The following is a 15,317-nucleotide window of genomic DNA, read 5'->3' on the forward strand; positions in this document are numbered from 1 at the left end:
ATGCGGTTCGGCGCCGTCAGCGGCCCAGGGCCCGGCGGCCGCGGCCCTGCGAGAGAACCGGCAGGTTCTTGGCCGGCGCCTGGGAACGGGTGTCCTCCTCGATACGCAGGGCGAGCGCCGGGCAGCGCCGCACTGCGCGGATCGCCTTGGCCTCCGCGAACCGCGGCACCTTCGCCTGCGCCACGGTGGGGAAGCCGTCGGCGCCCAGCTCGAAGACCTCCGGGAGGATGTCCGCGCACAGACCGTGGCCGCGGCACAGCGTCCAGTCGACGTAGATCTTCTGACGGCTGCCGCCACCGTTGTCCTCGGGCTCTCCGCCGCCCGGGATGCCGGTGGGCATCTTGCCGTCCTCGAAGAGCGGCAGAACGCCCTCCACGGGCCGTCCGCAGCCGTTTCCGAGGACGTGCGCCGCCAGGTCGTCGGTGAACGCCTTGATCGTCGACTCCAGGAACATCGCGGAGCCGTCCGGGTGCGAGCACGCGCCGCGCCGCTTCACGTTCTTCGCGACCTGCTTGAGCGCCTCCAGAGCGGCGGGCCCGCCGCCGTTGAGGATGTCCTCCATACCGCGCGCGGCCGCCGGCAGACCGAGGTAACAGGGACCGCACTGTCCCGCGCTCTCCTCCGCCAGCCACTGCGCGACCCGCAGCGACTCGCCCAGCGGACACGTCTCCTGCGTGATCGGCAGGATCGCCCCGGCGCCCAGCGCACCACCCACCGCGTCGAGCGAGTTGCGAGAGACGATCGCCTCGTTGACCGTCGCCGCGTCGATCCACCTGCCGTGGTAGCCGCCCGTCAGCACACCCTGCGGCACCGGCGGGGCGCCGGCCAGCTGCAGGACGTAGCGCAGCGGCACACCCGTGGGGACCTCGATCACCATGGGGCGGGCGACCGCACCGGAGACCGTCAGCATCACGGTGCCCGGCTCGTCGTACAGCCCGGTGTTGCCGTAACGCTCCGGGCCGATACGGGCGGCGATCGCCAGCTGTGCGAACGTCTCCGCGTTCGACAGCAGCGTGGGCGCCCCGCCGACGCCGTTCTGCGAGGCGCTGGTCTTGCGGCCGGGCGGGATCGCCGGGCCGCCGTCGATCGAGCGGATCAGTGACGCGGCGGCACCGGTGACCATGCGGACCGGGTTGCGCTGGACGAACGCCTTCAGCGCCGAACGGCGGCCCGTGCTCAGACCCCGTTCGGCGAGCGCCTGCTCCATGGAACGCTGCGTGGACTCCCGGGTGACCCCCACCACGAGCGTGCGGGCACCCAGCGCCTCGGCGCACAGCAGCGCGCCGTCCAGGATCAGATGCGGAGCACGGTTGATCAGCACCGTGTCCTTGCGGCAGGCCGGCTCGTCCTCGCTGCCGTTGACGACGACCACCGGCCGAATGCCACGCTTGATCGCCGCTTCGGCGACCGAGCGCAGCTTTTTGTGGAAGGGGAAGCCCGCGCCGCCGCGGCCCTTCAGGTTGATGCGTTCGGAGAGCTGCGCGAGCTGCTCCCCGCCCAGGGGTTCAAGCGGCCCGTGCACCTTGAGGTGCATGGGCAGATCGAGTCTTTCGACAAGGTCGAAGCCCGACGTGAGCTGCGGAAGGCCGACCACGCGGACTTCTGGGACGTCGGGCAGGGCCTCGTTCACCTATAGCCTCCGGAAGGCGTGTTCCAAGGTTCGCCCGAACCCGGTGCGTCGAAGGACGCGCCGGGCGCTGGTTCGTTGGCGGGACCGCTGTTGTACGTGTCGTTCGAGTTGTACGTCCCATAGCGGGCGTTCGTCTCACCGGTGTCATACACATCACGTCCCGCCGTTCCACCGGCGCCCGAATTGCCGTAGACCGGAATGTTGTATCCGGTGTCCTGCATCGGGTCGTACGCCGACGGAGGTGCCTCGCCGACCGGCGGCGGAGACGGGATCGGCCAGCTGCCCGAGGTGCTGCCGGGGCCGTCCATGCGCGGCATGGCCTGGGTGCCCTGCATGTCCAGCCGCTCCATCCGCGCGGTCTGACCGGCGGCGAAGGGCGACTGCGGCTGGCCGGGCGTGGGCGTCGTGGCCCGGTAGGCGGCCGCGAAACCGGAGGCCGGCTCGGGGGTGGGTGCGGCGGTCGGGAACAGCGGGTTCGACTGAGAGGTCGCCGTGTCGGCACGCGACGGCCTCGGCTCACGCTCACGCCCGCCCTCGTAGCCCGACAGCCCGGACTCGCCCACCCGGGCGCGGCTGGCGTCCAGGTCGTTCAGGCTCGACCGCTCCGAGTCGCCCAGGAGCGTGACCAGCCGGTCGGCGAACTTGCGCTTGAACGGGCGCGGCGCCGCGCGCAGAGCGAGGGCCGCGATGATTCCGGCCAGGCACAGCTCGTACGAGATCATGAAGAACGGCTTCGCCGCTCGTCCCGCGAACAGGCCGTGGATGATCGCGAAGCACAGGGCCGGGTAGGCCATCATGTGCATCGCGCGCCAGCGGGCCGCGACCGGCGCGGGGGTGGCGAACTGGTTGCGCAGTGCTCCGGTGATGCCCACGAAGATCATGAGGTAGGCGGCCATGGAGCCCATGCCGATGAGGGTGGCACTGCCGGGGTTCGCTTCACCGCTGCCTGTGACGAGCCAGCCGAAGGGGATCAGGGCCGCGATCCAGTCGGCGTGGTCCAGCGCGATCTTGACTCCGATGTGCACGAACACGAACGCGATCGACGCGACGGCGGTGACCCGGTGGATGGCCTGTGCCACGATCCGCTGGCGGATGTTGAGGAGGATCCGGTCCTGGGCGACCAGGCCCCAGATGCATGAGCAGGTGAGACAGACGAGCGACAGGACGCCCGCACCGAAGTTCAGGAACTGCTGCAGCCAGTCACCTCCAAGTAGGACCACAACGGGTATGAGCAGCAGAACGACAGCGGACGCCACCCCGTAGGCCGAGCGGCCTGGCTTGGGGAGCGAGCTGTTACTACGACGAGGGTTCATGGGGGCAACTCCGAGCAGTTCGGGAAAGCGGTCCCGGTGCCGCAGCCTAAGTGGCGCCATACCGATCAGTACGAGGTTTGAGTTATTGCGTTGTTATCAAAGAGCGGTGCGGCTCTTGTGATGTCCCTTAGCGGGCGTTACGCGAAGTAATTTTTGAACGTAGTTCAACTCTCGTCCCGATGGTCGCCTTAGACGCACGTGTCAACCATTGATACGTAAGTGCGTCGCAGCTTGCTCAAGGGCTGCGGTACCCTGACGCCATGCGTGCCGTACGCCTTCTGCTTAGCGGGCCGCGCTGATCAGTCCCGACCGCCGGACCAAACGGCTGGTCGGCATCGGCGCGGCGTCCCCTCCTGTGCGAGGGGATTTTTCGTTTCTAGAAAGTTCGCAGCCGCAGGCAGAGACGATCGATGGAGCTTTGAGGATCATGAGCGAGACGAACCCCGCTGCCGCCGCCACGTCGGCGGAGGCAGCGCCGCACCGCTACACGGCCGCTCTGGCGGCCGAGATCGAGGCACGCTGGCAGGACTTCTGGGACGCCGACGGCACCTACGCGGCGCCGAACCCCAAGGGCGACCTGGCGGGCGATCCCGCGCTGGTCGCCAAGCCCAAGAAGTTCATCATGGACATGTTCCCCTACCCGTCCGGTGCGGGCCTGCACGTCGGCCACCCCCTGGGCTACATCGCCACCGACGTCTTCGCCCGCTTCCAGCGGATGAACGGCCACAACGTCCTGCACACCCTGGGCTTCGACGCCTTCGGCCTGCCGGCCGAGCAGTACGCCGTGCAGACCGGCACGCACCCGCGTGTGTCCACCGAGTCCAACATCGAGAACATGAAGGCCCAGCTGCGCCGGCTGGGCCTGGGCCACGACAAGCGCCGGTCGTTCGCCACGATCGACCCGGACTACTACAAGTGGACCCAGTGGATCTTCCTGCAGATCTTCAACTCCTGGTACGACGACGAGGCGGACAAGGCCCGCCCGATCTCCGAGCTGATCGCCCAGTTCGAGTCGGGTGAGCGCTCCGTACCGGGCCACACGCGCGCGTGGAACGAGCTGACGGCCACCGAGCGCGGCGACGTCCTGGGCGAGTTCCGGCTGGCCTACGCCTCCGACGCGCCGGTCAACTGGTGCCCCGGGCTGGGCACCGTGCTGGCCAACGAGGAGGTCACCGCCGACGGCCGCTCCGAGCGCGGCAACTTCCCGGTCTTCAAGGCCAAGCTGCGCCAGTGGAACATGCGCATCACCGCCTACGCCGACCGGCTGCTGGACGACCTGGAGGCGCTGGACTGGCCCGAGGCCATCAAGCTGCAGCAGCGCAACTGGATCGGCCGCAGCGAGGGTGCCCGCGTCGACTTCCCGATCGACGGCGAGAAGATCACGGTCTTCACCACGCGCCCGGACACCCTGTTCGGCGCGACCTACATGGTGCTGGCCCCCGAGCACCCGCTGGTCGACAGGTTCGTCCCGGCCGCCTGGCCCGAGGGCACCCACGACGTGTGGACCGGCGGTCACGCCAACCCGGCCGAGGCCGTCGCCGCGTACCGCGCGCAGGCCGGCGCCAAGTCCGACGTGGAGCGGCAGGCCGAGGCCAAGGACAAGACCGGCGTCTTCACGGGCGCGTACGCGACCAACCCGGTCAACGGCGACAAGATCCCGGTCTTCATCGCCGACTACGTGCTGATGGGCTACGGCACCGGCGCGATCATGGCCGTCCCGGCCGGCGACCAGCGCGACTTCGAGTTCGCGCACGCCTTCGAGCTGCCGATCGTGTGCATCGTCGAGCCGACCGACGGCCGCGGCACCGACACCGCAGCGTGGGAGGACGCCTTCGGGTCGTACGACGCGAAGATCATCAACTCCTCCAACGACGACATCAAGCTGGACGGCCTGCCGGTCGTCGAGGCCAAGGCTCGTATCACCGAGTGGCTGGCCCGCAAGGGCATCGGCGAGGGCACCGTCAACTTCCGGCTGCGCGACTGGCTGTTCAGCCGGCAGCGCTACTGGGGCGAGCCCTTCCCGATCGTCTACGACGAGGACGGTGTCGCCCACGCGCTGCCCGAGTCGATGCTGCCGCTGGAGCTGCCGGAGGTCGAGGACTACTCGCCGCGCACCTTCGACCCCGAGGACGCCGACACCCAGCCCGAGACGCCGCTGTCGCGCAACGAGGACTGGGTCAACGTCACCCTGGACCTGGGCGACGGGCCGAAGAAGTACCGCCGCGAGACCAACACCATGCCCAACTGGGCCGGTTCCTGCTGGTACGAGCTGCGCTACCTGGACCCGCACAACAGCGAGCAGCTGGTCGACCCGGAGATCGAGCAGTACTGGATGGGCCCGCGCGAGGGCATGCCGCACGGCGGTGTCGACCTGTACGTCGGCGGCGCCGAGCACGCGGTGCTGCACCTGCTGTACGCCCGTTTCTGGTCGAAGGTCCTGTACGACCTGGGGCATGTCTCGTCCGCCGAGCCGTTCCACAAGCTGTTCAACCAGGGCATGATCCAGGCCTACGTCTATCGCGACGCCCGCGGCTTCCCGGTCCCCGCCGCCGAGGTCGAGGAACTGGGCGGCGAGTACTACTACCAGGGCGAGAAGGTCACCCGCCTGCTGGGCAAGATGGGCAAGTCCCTGAAGAACGCGGTGACTCCGGACGAGATCTGCGCCGAGTACGGCGCCGACACCTTGCGCCTGTACGAGATGGCGATGGGCCCGCTGGACGTCTCCCGGCCGTGGGACACCCGTGCGGTGGTCGGCCAGTTCCGGCTGCTGCAGCGGCTGTGGCGCAACACTATCGACGAGGCGACCGGTGAGATCACCGTCACCGAGGCCGAGGCCGACGAGGAGACGCTGCGTGCCCTGCACAAGGCGATCGACGGCGTCCGTCAGGACCTGGAGGGCCTGCGCTTCAACACCGCCATCGCCAAGGTCACCGAGCTGAACAACCACCTGACCAAGGCCGGTGTCGCGGTGCCGCGTACGGTCGCCGAGCCGCTGGTGCTGATGATCGCGCCGCTGGCCCCGCACATCGCCGAGGAACTGTGGCGCAGGCTGGGCCACACCGATTCGGTCGTGCACCGGGACTTCCCGGTTGCCGACCCGAATTTCGTCGTCGACGAGACCGTGACCTGCGTCGTGCAGATCAAGGGCAAGGTCAAGGCCCGCCTGGAGGTGCCGCCAGCGATCTCCGAGGAGGAACTGGAGAAGGCGGCGCTGGCCGACGAGAAGGTCGTCGCGGCGCTGGGCGGTGCCGACATCCGCAAGGTGATCGTGCGCGCGCCGAAGCTGGTGAACATCGTCACGGCGTGACGCCACAGGCCGCCTCCGGGTGGTCCCCTACGGGCAGGTTCGGGGTTTTTCTGGAACTCCGGGCCTGCCCTTTGCGTTTACCGTTGAAGAGCGCGGCCACCCACGCCGTGCTCGAAAGCGGTCGGGTGGTCGGGAGCGGAGGAGCGCCGTGGAAGCAGTGATCGCCGTATTTGCCCTGCTCTTTCTGCTCTTCGTCGCCGGCGGGGCGTACGTCACGTTCAAGGCGGTCGGCGCCGCCAAGCGCGGTGTGGACCGTACGATCACGCAGGCCCGGCGTACGGTCGAGGACCACACGCTGCGCGCCAAGTCCATGGTCCAGATCGGTCCGGCGGCCGAGATCGCCCAGCTCCGGCTCAGCCTGCGCACCTCGATGCGGGCCACCCAGGACGCGTTGCACGCGGGCGTCGCCGAGGACGAGTCGCTGAAGGAGTCCCTCGGTCTCTTCCAGCGGCTCAGTACGCACGGGCAGGAACTGGACGGCGAGCTCAGGCGTCTGGAGTCCGAGCCGGACCGCGCCACGCTCGCCGCGCGGCTGCCGGAGCTGCGCCGGCGCACCGAGCGCATCACCGAGTCCGCGGACGCGTTGCGCTGGGCGGCCCGCGACCGGGCCCGCCGGTTCGCCGACGACGATCTGGACACTCTGAGCACGCAGATCGGCGTCGAGGCGGACGCCTTGCGGCACTGGACCCGACCGGCCCCCGCGTCCGAGACCCCGCCGTGGCCCGATGCCGCCGCCGGCCCCGGCGACCGCCAGACCTGGCCGGAGGCACCGCATTCGGCCGCCCCGGAGGAGCCCGCGAAGCCCGCGATCACCCCGCCCGGCCGACGTCAGGCCTACCCCTGGCAGAAGAAGCCCCGGCCGGAGAGCACCACTTGATCCGGCCGGTCCCGGTCCGGGTGAGTGGGGGCGGGCTGCCGCACCCGGGCTACGGCAGGTAACCTCCAGCTCATGTCCCGCCATGTCGCGATCGTCACCGATTCAACGGCCTACCTGCCGCCGCGGACGATGGAGCGCCACGGCATCACCGCGGTACCCCTGACCGTCGTCCTGGGCGACCGGGCCCTCGAAGAGGGCACCGAGATCTCGACCCGTTCCCTGGCGCAGGCTTTGCAGAAGCGGCGCTCCGTCACCACCTCCCGGCCCGGCCCGGAGGTGTTCGCCGAAACCTACCGCAGGGTCTCCGAGTCCGGGGCCGCCGGAATCGTCTCGCTGCACCTGTCCGCCGAACTCTCCGGCACCTACGACGCGGCGGTCGTCGCGGCCCGCGAAGCACCCGTCCCGGTGCGGGTGGTGGACACCGGGATGGTCGCGATGGCGCTCGGCTTCTGCGCGCTCGCGGCGGCCGAGTCCGCCGAGGCGGGCGGCACCGTCGACGAGGCCGTCACAGCGGCGGAGAAGCGCGCCGCGGGCACCTCCTCCTACTTCTACGTCGACACCCTCGACTATCTGCGCCGCGGCGGCCGTATCGGTGCCGCCCAGGCTCTGCTGGGTTCCGCTCTCGCCGTGAAACCCCTTCTCCAGCTGGACGGCGGCCGCATCGAACTCCTGGAGAAGGTACGGACGGCGTCCCGGGCCATCGCCCGCCTCGAGGAGCTCACCGTCGAGCGTGCGGGCAGCGCCGAGGTGGACATCGCCGTCCACCATCTCGCCGCCCCCGACCGTGCCTCGGCCCTCGCCGACCGGTTGCGGGCGCGGGTGCCCGGGCTGGCCGACCTGCATGTGAGCGAGGTCGGCGCGGTCATCGGCGCCCACACCGGACCCGGGCTGCTCGGGGCGGTCGTCTCCCCGCGGTGACCTGTGGATCCGGGGCGGCAGCTGCCCCGTCTTCACTCGTCCGGGTGGTGAAGTTGTCCACAACCCGCCCGTGATCCACGGAAATCGACCAAGATCATCGTGAATGGGCGGGAAGCCCCATCCTCGTCGCATGGCACTTCGATCACGCTCACACACGACACATGCGACCAGTGGCCCGGGCCGGGGCCCCACCTCCGACGGCCGCACCCGGCACCGCCGGTCCCCGGTCCGGGTCCGCACCCGCCACCGTCCGGCCCCGGCGGACGAACTGCGCCGCCGTGCGGAACTCCTCTTCGGTGAACGGGGAGTCACCAGGCCGGAGCCGGGACAAGGACCGCCGCACGCGGGAACGGTGACCGGTACCGGTTCGGCGACCGGACTGACGGCGGCCACTGCCACCGCCGGGATGCGCGCCGCCGCATCCGGAGTGCGCACCGCCGCGGCCGCACTGTCCACAGCGGCGGCCGTGATGTCCTCGGCCCGCGCGCTGGCCGGCGAGACCACACCCCGCCGCCGGCCGGCGCTCCCCACAGTGCGGGCCAGGCTCGGGATCGCCGTCCGGGAGCGGATGCCGGTCTGGCTGCAGACCCGCTGCGGGCTGGAACGCCGGGGCGCGGTCGCCCTCGGAGCGGTCCTCGTCGTGGCCGCGGCCCTGGCCGTGCAGCACTTCTGGACAGGCCGGACCGAGTCCGTGAGCGCACCGGAGGTCGTGCGCGCGGAGGCACCGTACGAGAAGAGCGCTGAGGCACCCTACGAGAAGAGTGCGGAGAAGGCCCCGACCGGGGGCGCCCGTCCCGCCACCACGCCCGGTGGGTCCGGTGGTGAGATCGTCGTGGACGTCACCGGGAAGGTCCGTGAGCCGGGGGTCCACAGCCTGCCGGCCGGGTCCCGGGTGACCGACGCGCTCCGGGCGGCGGGCGGGGTGCGGCCCGGTACGGACACCGGCGGTCTCAACCGGGCCCGTTTCCTGGTGGACGGCGAACAGATCGTTGTCGGGGGACCCGCCCCGCCGGCCGCGCCGGGCCAGGTCGCGGGTGCCGCGGCGGGAGCGGGCCCGGCCGCCCCGCTCTCCCTGAACACGGCGACTGTGGAGCAGCTCGACGCCCTGCCCGGAGTCGGCCCGGTCCTGGCCCAGCACATCGTCGACTACCGCACCCAGCACGTCGGATTCCGTTCCGTCGACGAACTCCGCCAGGTCAAGGGCATCGGTGACCGTCGCTTCTCCGACCTGCGGGATCTGGTACGGCCATGAGTGCCGTGACCGACGGCGCGCCGCCGGGACCCGGGAGCGTATCCCGCCGGGCCGTGCACGCCGGCTCGGGCAGGCGGCTCGGGACCGCGCACCCCCGGCAGGACGGAGCTGCCGACCTGCGGCTGGTGCCGCCCGCGCTGGCCGCCTGGGCGACTGCGGCACTGATGCTGGACGTGCCACCGGGATGGACGGCCGGGATCGCCGTCGCCTGCCTGGTCGTGGGGGCGGCCCTGCTGTGGCGGAGCCGGGTGACCCCTCGACCGGGAACGGGGACCGTCAACACGTCACCCTCCCAGGTGACTTGGCGGCACGCCTCCGTAGGCGCCCTGCTCCTCTGTGTCGCCGGGGCGGCCGCGTCCGCCGGGCTGCACGGGGCGGATGTGCGCCGTGGGCCCGTGCCCGGGCTGGCCCGCGGGTACACGACCGTCACCGCCGAGGTGGAGCTCACGGGCGATCCCTGGGTCAGCAGGCCGCGGGTGCAGGGGGACCACGCCGCTCCGGTCGCCGTGCTGGTGCGCGGGGATGTGCGGCGGGTGGAGACGGGCGACGGGACGGCGGTGACGATGCGTTCGCCGGTGCTGATGACCATCGATCCGGGGGTGCGGGCGCCCGGTGGCGGCGGCCGGGCGCAGTGGCTCGGGCTGCTGCCCTCCACCCGGCTGAGAGTGAGCGGGCGGCTGGCGCCGGCGACGTCCGGCGGGGACGTAGCGGCGATGCTGCGGGTGCGGGACTCGCCCCCGCCGACGGTGACGGGGGAGCCGAGCGGGCCGCAGCGGCTGGCCGGGCGGTTGCGGGCCGGGCTGCGGGAGGCGACCGACGGGCTGCCCGAGGACGCGCGGGCACTGCTGCCCGGGCTGGTCGTCGGGGACACCTCGCGGATCACCCCCGAGCTGGACGAGGCATTCGAGGAGACCGACCTCGCGCACATCCTCGCGGTGTCGGGCAGCAACCTCACCATCCTGCTCGCCCTGCTCATCGGACCGCCGGGACTGGCCCAGCAGGTCGAGCGGCGCGGCATCGCCCCGCGTCTCGGGCTGTCGCTGCGGGCGACCGCGCTGCTCGCGGCGGCGCTCACGCTCGGGTTCGTCGTCGTGTGCCGGCCGGACCCCAGTGTGCTGCGGGCCGCGGCCTGCGGAGCCGTCGCCCTGCTCGCCCTGGCGACCGGCCGCCGCAGGTCCCTGATGCCGGCGCTGGCGACGGCGATTCTGCTGCTGGTGCTGTACGACCCGTGGCTGGCCCGCAGTTACGGCTTCCTGCTGTCCGTACTGGCCACCGGGGCACTGCTGGTACTGGCACCCGGGTGGAGCGAGGCACTGCGGCGACGCGGGGTGCCGGAACGCCTCGCCGAGGGGCTGGGGGCCGCCGCGGCCGCCCAGGCGGCGTGCGCGCCGGTGGTCGCGGTGCTGTCGGCGCGGGTGAGTCTGGTGGCGGTGCCCTGCAATCTGCTGGCCGAGATCGCGGTCGCCCCGGCCACGGTGCTGGGGTTCGCGGCGCTCGCGGTGGCTCCGGTGGCGATGCCGGTGGCCAAGGTGCTGGCGTGGTGCGCGAGTTGGCCGGCCGGATGGATCGCGGGGATCGCCAGGGCCGGGGCCGGGCTGCCGGGTGCGGCAGTGGACTGGCCCGGGAGCTGGGCGGGGGCGCTGCTGCTGGCGGGGGTCACCGTGGTCGTCGTACTGCTGGGACGGCGGTTGCTGCGGCATCCGTGGTGGTGCGGGGCGCTCGGGGTGCTGCTCGTCCTGCTGGTCGTGCGGCCGGTGCCGCTGGCCCGGGTGATCACGGGCTGGCCGCCGCCCGGCTGGCGGCTGGCGATGTGCGACGTCGGTCAGGGCGACGCGACCGTACTCGCGGCGGGCGCCGGAACGGGCGTGGTGGTCGACGCCGGACCCGACCCGGCACTGGTCGACCACTGCCTGCGGGAACTCGGCATCACCCGTGTCCCGCTCCTCGTCCTCACCCACTTCCACGCCGACCATGTCGCGGGGCTGCCCGGGGTGTTGCGCGGGCGGACGGTGGCGCAGATCGAGACGACCGGGTTCGAGGAGCCCACGGACCAGGCCGAGTTCGTACGGAGGGAGGCGGCCGAGCACCACGTGCCCATCACGCGGGCGGTCGCCGGGGAGCGGCGCAGGGCCGGGCCGCTGGACTGGCAGGTGCTGTGGCCGCCGCCGGATCCGGCACCGGTGCCGGACGGCCCGAACGACGCGAGTGTGACGCTGCTGGTCCGTTCGGCGGGACTGCGGATGCTGCTGCTCGGGGATCTCGAACCCCCGGCCCAGCAGGAGCTGTTGAGGTCGCCGGCGGCCGCGGAGCTGGGCCGGGTGGACGTTCTGAAAGTGGCCCATCACGGTTCCGCTTATCAGGATCCGCAACTGATGCGGCTGGTTGCGCCCAGGGTCGCACTCATCTCGTGCGGGGCGGACAACCCGTACGGCCACCCGGCGCCGGGCACGGTGGCCGAGCTCAAGGGTCTGGGGGCGGTGGTGCTGCGGACCGACCGGGACGGGGCGCTCGCCGTGACCGGCGGCCGTACGGGGCGGGAGGCGGGGGAGTTGGCAGTGGCGCGAGACTGAGGGCATGAACTCGGTGAACTCCGCTCGGATCGATGCCTACCTCCGCCGTCTCGGGGCCGCCCGCCCGGCCCGGCCCACCGCCGGGGCTCTGCGTGAGTTGCATCTGCTGCATCTGCGGACCGTGCCCTTCGAGAACCTGTCGGTCCACCTCGGCGAGGAGATCGTGCTGGAGGAGAAGCGGCTGCTGGACAAGGTGGTGGACGCGGGCCGGGGCGGGTTCTGCTACGAACTCAACGGCGTTTTCGCGGTGTTGCTGACCGCGCTCGGTTTCGAGGTGACGCCGCTGGCGGGGCGGGTGTACGGGGACGAGGGGCGGCTCGGGATCCCGTACGACCATCTCGCGCTGCGGGTGCGCACGGTGGACGGGGACGAGTGGCTCGCCGATGTCGGGTTCGGGGCGCACAGCCACTACCCGCTGGCGTTCGGGGAGCGGGGTGAGCAGGCCGATCCCGGCGGGACGTTCCGGATCACCGGGGCCGGGCCGGACGCGGCGGGGGTACGGGGAGAGGACGGCGCGCTGGCCGGGGACCTGGACGTGCTGCGGGACGGGAAGCCCGAGTACCGGTTGGAGGTCCGGCCGCGGGTGCTCGGGGACTTCACGGCCGGGGCGTGGTGGCACAGCACCTCGCCGTCGTCCCACTTCACGCAGTCGCTGGTCTGTTCCCGGATCACCGAGGACGGCGGGCGGATCACGCTCAGTGGGCGGACGCTGACGGTGACGGCGGCCGACGGGACGCGTGAGGTACGGGAGTTGGAGCGCGACGAGGATGTGCTCGGGGTCTACCGGGAGCGGTTCGGGATCGGGCTGAACTGTGTGCCGACTGTGCGAAATCCGCGAAACGCCAACCGGAATGGTTAATTCGGGCTTCGCGGGAGAACCAGTTACTACTGGCGCGTAGCACGCTACTCGTGCGTAGTTCCGGCGCATGCGCTTGATTACCGTGATGTGGGCTCGTGTTGCCTCGAAAGCCGCATCAGTGATCGAATGTATCTTCGGCAACGGATGGTGGCGAGGCGTACAGGGGTGGCGTGGATGTTCGGCCGCTTGATGGGAAACCGGACGAACCGGATGCAACGAACGAGTCCCCTCGCGGCGGTGCAGACTCCGCCCGACGCCGGGGTGCTCAGCTGCCGGGTGCTCGACCCGGTCAACGAACCGGTGGTGAACGCGGAGTTCGCGGTCAGCGACACCATGGGACGCACGGTGGTCAGCGGCGGTGCGAACCCCTACGGGTCGTTCGTGACGACCGTGCCGGCCGGGGAGTACCGGCTGGCGGTGTCCGCCGAGGGGTTCACGCCGTACCGGGCGACCGCGCTGGTCGGCGAGAACTGCCTCGCCTCGCTCGGTGACGTGACCCTCCAGGTCGCCCAGCCCCCGGACCTGCCGGCACCGGGGGACTGGGAGATCGAGCCGACGCATTCCTCGATCGGCTTCACCGCGCGGCACATCGGACTGGCCCGGATCCACGGGCGGTTCAACTCGTTCGCGGGCGTCGTGCGGATCGCCGACCCCGTCGAGCAGTCCGCGATGCACATCGTGATCGACGCCGCGACCATCGACACGGGCGTCCGGATGCGGGACGACCATCTGCGGTCGGCGGACTTCCTGGACGTGCGGCGGTTTCCGACGCTGGAGTTCTACGGCGACCGGTTCGTCCACAAGGGCGGCACCAGGTGGGCCGTCACCGGGGCGCTGTCGCTGCACGGTGTGACGCGGACGGTCACGCTCGACACGGAGTACCTCGGGCTCGGCAACGGCATGGAGGGCGAGGTGCGGGCGGCCTGCCGGGCCACGACCGAACTGCACCGGGACGACTTCACCGTGAGCTGGCAGACGATGCTCGCGCGCGGGATCGCGGTCGTCGGGCCGAGCATCCGGGTCGACCTCGACGTGCAGATCGTGCCGAAGGGCTGAGCGGGCCGCGCCCGCTCGCGCCCACGGCCCGTGCCGGCCGGTTCCGGCTCTTTGCGGTGGCCGGCGGTGCCCGAGAATGGGGCCGTGAGCGATGTGAGACATGTACTGGTGCTGCCGGACCGGGATGCGGCGGAGGAAGCCGCCGAGGCGCTCGGGGAGCGCTTCGGGAGCGTGGAGGAGCCCCGGCTGGTGCGGGACGCGCTGGCGGGGGAGGACGACGCCGAGGACGCGCAGTGGCTGGTGCTGCTGAGGGACGAGGCGGGGCGGCTGGATCCGGCGGAGCTGGACGAGTTCGCCGGGCAGTGGGAGGGTTGGCGGGAGGAGCCGTGACCTTCCGGTACTGGCAGCCGTGCCGCTGAGGGGCGAACGGCTGCGCGGACTCGTTGTCAGTGGGCCGTGGGATGCTTGGCGCGATGGCCAAGAAGACTGCTGATGACGATCCGCTCGCCCCGGTGACGCTTGCCGTGGGGCAGGAGGACCTGCTGCTCGACCGTGCCGTGCAGCAGGTGGTGGCCGCTGCCCGGGCCGCCGACGCCGACACGGACGTACGGGACCTGAGCCCGGACCAGTTGCAGCCCGGCACCCTTGCGGAGCTGACCAGCCCGTCGCTGTTCGCGGAGCGCAAGGTCGTGGTCGTACGCAACGCACAGGATCTGTCCGCCGACACGATCAAGGACGTGAAGGCGTATCTCGGGGCGCCCGCCGAGGAGATCACGCTCGTGCTGCTGCACGCGGGCGGGGTCAAGGGCAAGGGGCTGCTGGACGCGGCGCGCAAGACGGGGGCGCGGGAAGTCGCCTGTCCGAAGATGACCAAGCCGGCGGACCGGCTCGCGTTCGTCAGAAGCGAGTTCCGGGCGCTCGGGCGGTCCGCCACGCCGGAGGCCTGCCAGGCACTCGTCGACTCCATCGGCAGCGATCTGCGGGAGCTGGCGTCGGCCGCGACCCAGCTCACCGCGGACATCGAGGGGACCATCGACGAGGCCGTCGTCGGCCGGTACTACACCGGGCGGGCCGAGGCGTCGAGCTTCACCGTCGCCGACCGGGCCGTGGAAGGGCGTACGGCCGAGGCGCTGGAGGCCTTGCGGTGGTCGCTGGCGACCGGGGTCGCGCCGGTGATGATCACGAGTGCGCTTGCCCAGGGGGTGCGGGCCATCGGGAAGCTGTCGGGGGCGCGGGGCGGGCGGCCGGCGGATCTGGCGCGGGAGCTGGGCATGCCGCCCTGGAAGATCGACCGGGTGCGGCAGCAGATGCGCGGGTGGACGCCGGACGGGGTCGCGGTGGCGCTGCGGGCTGTCGCCGAGGCGGACGCGGGGGTGAAGGGCGGCGGGGACGACCCCGAGTACGCCCTGGAGAAGGCAGTAGTGACCATCGCGCGGGCGGCGCGGTCGCGGGGGCGCGGGTAGGGCGTCGCGGGGCCTCCACCAACGGGCCGGAGCGGGGCGGACCGGCTTTCGTCCGCCGGTAAGTGCCGGACAGTGCCGGACAGTGCCGAAGGCCCCGGCATCCGCCCTGGGGAAGGGCGAAGTGCCGGGGCC

Annotated in this window: 11 protein-coding genes; 9 read left to right on the forward strand and 2 right to left on the reverse strand. The window is 71.7% G+C overall.

The features are described from left to right. Positions 1–16: 16 nt before the first annotated feature. Together AB0D85_RS43600 and AB0D85_RS43605 are read right to left on the reverse strand one after the other, a co-directional pair. Complete coding sequence (locus AB0D85_RS43600) at positions 17–1,630, reverse strand: NADH-ubiquinone oxidoreductase-F iron-sulfur binding region domain-containing protein (protein ID WP_362333915.1); 1,614 nt, start codon at positions 1,628–1,630, stop codon at positions 17–19. Then, complete coding sequence (locus AB0D85_RS43605; RefSeq protein WP_362333918.1) at positions 1,627–2,943, reverse strand: cytochrome b/b6 domain-containing protein; 1,317 nt, start codon at positions 2,941–2,943, stop codon at positions 1,627–1,629. The genes AB0D85_RS43600 and AB0D85_RS43605 overlap by 4 nt, the downstream gene beginning before the upstream one ends. A gap of 427 nt (positions 2,944–3,370) precedes the next feature. Between AB0D85_RS43605 and leuS the strand changes: the two genes are divergently transcribed. The 9 genes from leuS to holA all read left to right on the forward strand — a co-directional run bounded on the left by leuS (position 3,371) and on the right by holA (position 15,185). Next, complete coding sequence (leuS, locus tag AB0D85_RS43610) at positions 3,371–6,250, forward strand: leucine--tRNA ligase (RefSeq protein ID WP_362333921.1); 2,880 nt, start codon at positions 3,371–3,373, stop codon at positions 6,248–6,250. A gap of 148 nt (positions 6,251–6,398) precedes the next feature. Beyond that, the gene (locus AB0D85_RS43615) at positions 6,399–7,127 is read left to right on the forward strand and encodes a hypothetical protein (RefSeq protein WP_362333924.1); all 729 of its coding nucleotides are present in this window, start codon (positions 6,399–6,401) and stop codon (positions 7,125–7,127) included. Between the two features lie 72 nt (positions 7,128–7,199). Further along, complete coding sequence (locus AB0D85_RS43620) at positions 7,200–8,045, forward strand: DegV family protein (RefSeq protein ID WP_362333927.1); 846 nt, start codon at positions 7,200–7,202, stop codon at positions 8,043–8,045. A 130-nt stretch (positions 8,046–8,175) separates the two neighbouring features. Then, positions 8,176–9,297: a ComEA family DNA-binding protein gene (locus tag AB0D85_RS43625; protein WP_362333930.1), complete on the forward strand. Its 1,122-nt coding sequence runs from the start codon at positions 8,176–8,178 to the stop codon at positions 9,295–9,297. Then, positions 9,294–11,867, forward strand: coding sequence for a ComEC/Rec2 family competence protein (locus AB0D85_RS43630; protein WP_362333933.1), 2,574 nt, complete (start codon positions 9,294–9,296; stop codon positions 11,865–11,867). Before AB0D85_RS43625 ends, AB0D85_RS43630 begins: the two co-directional genes overlap by 4 nt. A gap of 13 nt (positions 11,868–11,880) precedes the next feature. Then, a complete protein-coding gene (locus AB0D85_RS43635) occupies positions 11,881–12,726 on the forward strand; it encodes an arylamine N-acetyltransferase (RefSeq protein WP_362334184.1) in 846 nt (281 codons plus the stop codon). Positions 12,727–12,900: 174 nt separating this feature from the next. Further along, the gene (locus tag AB0D85_RS43640) at positions 12,901–13,782 is read left to right on the forward strand and encodes a YceI family protein (protein ID WP_362333936.1); all 882 of its coding nucleotides are present in this window, start codon (positions 12,901–12,903) and stop codon (positions 13,780–13,782) included. Between the two features lie 84 nt (positions 13,783–13,866). After that, on the forward strand, positions 13,867–14,112 hold the full coding sequence (locus AB0D85_RS43645) for a hypothetical protein (RefSeq protein ID WP_362333939.1): 246 nt from the start codon (positions 13,867–13,869) through the stop codon (positions 14,110–14,112). 83 nt (positions 14,113–14,195) lie between these two features. Next, positions 14,196–15,185: a DNA polymerase III subunit delta gene (gene holA, locus AB0D85_RS43650; RefSeq protein ID WP_362333942.1), complete on the forward strand. Its 990-nt coding sequence runs from the start codon at positions 14,196–14,198 to the stop codon at positions 15,183–15,185. Positions 15,186–15,317 lie beyond the last annotated feature (132 nt).

Source organism: Streptomyces sp. NPDC048277, assembly GCF_040652235.1.
GTDB lineage: Bacteria > Actinomycetota > Actinomycetes > Streptomycetales > Streptomycetaceae > Streptomyces.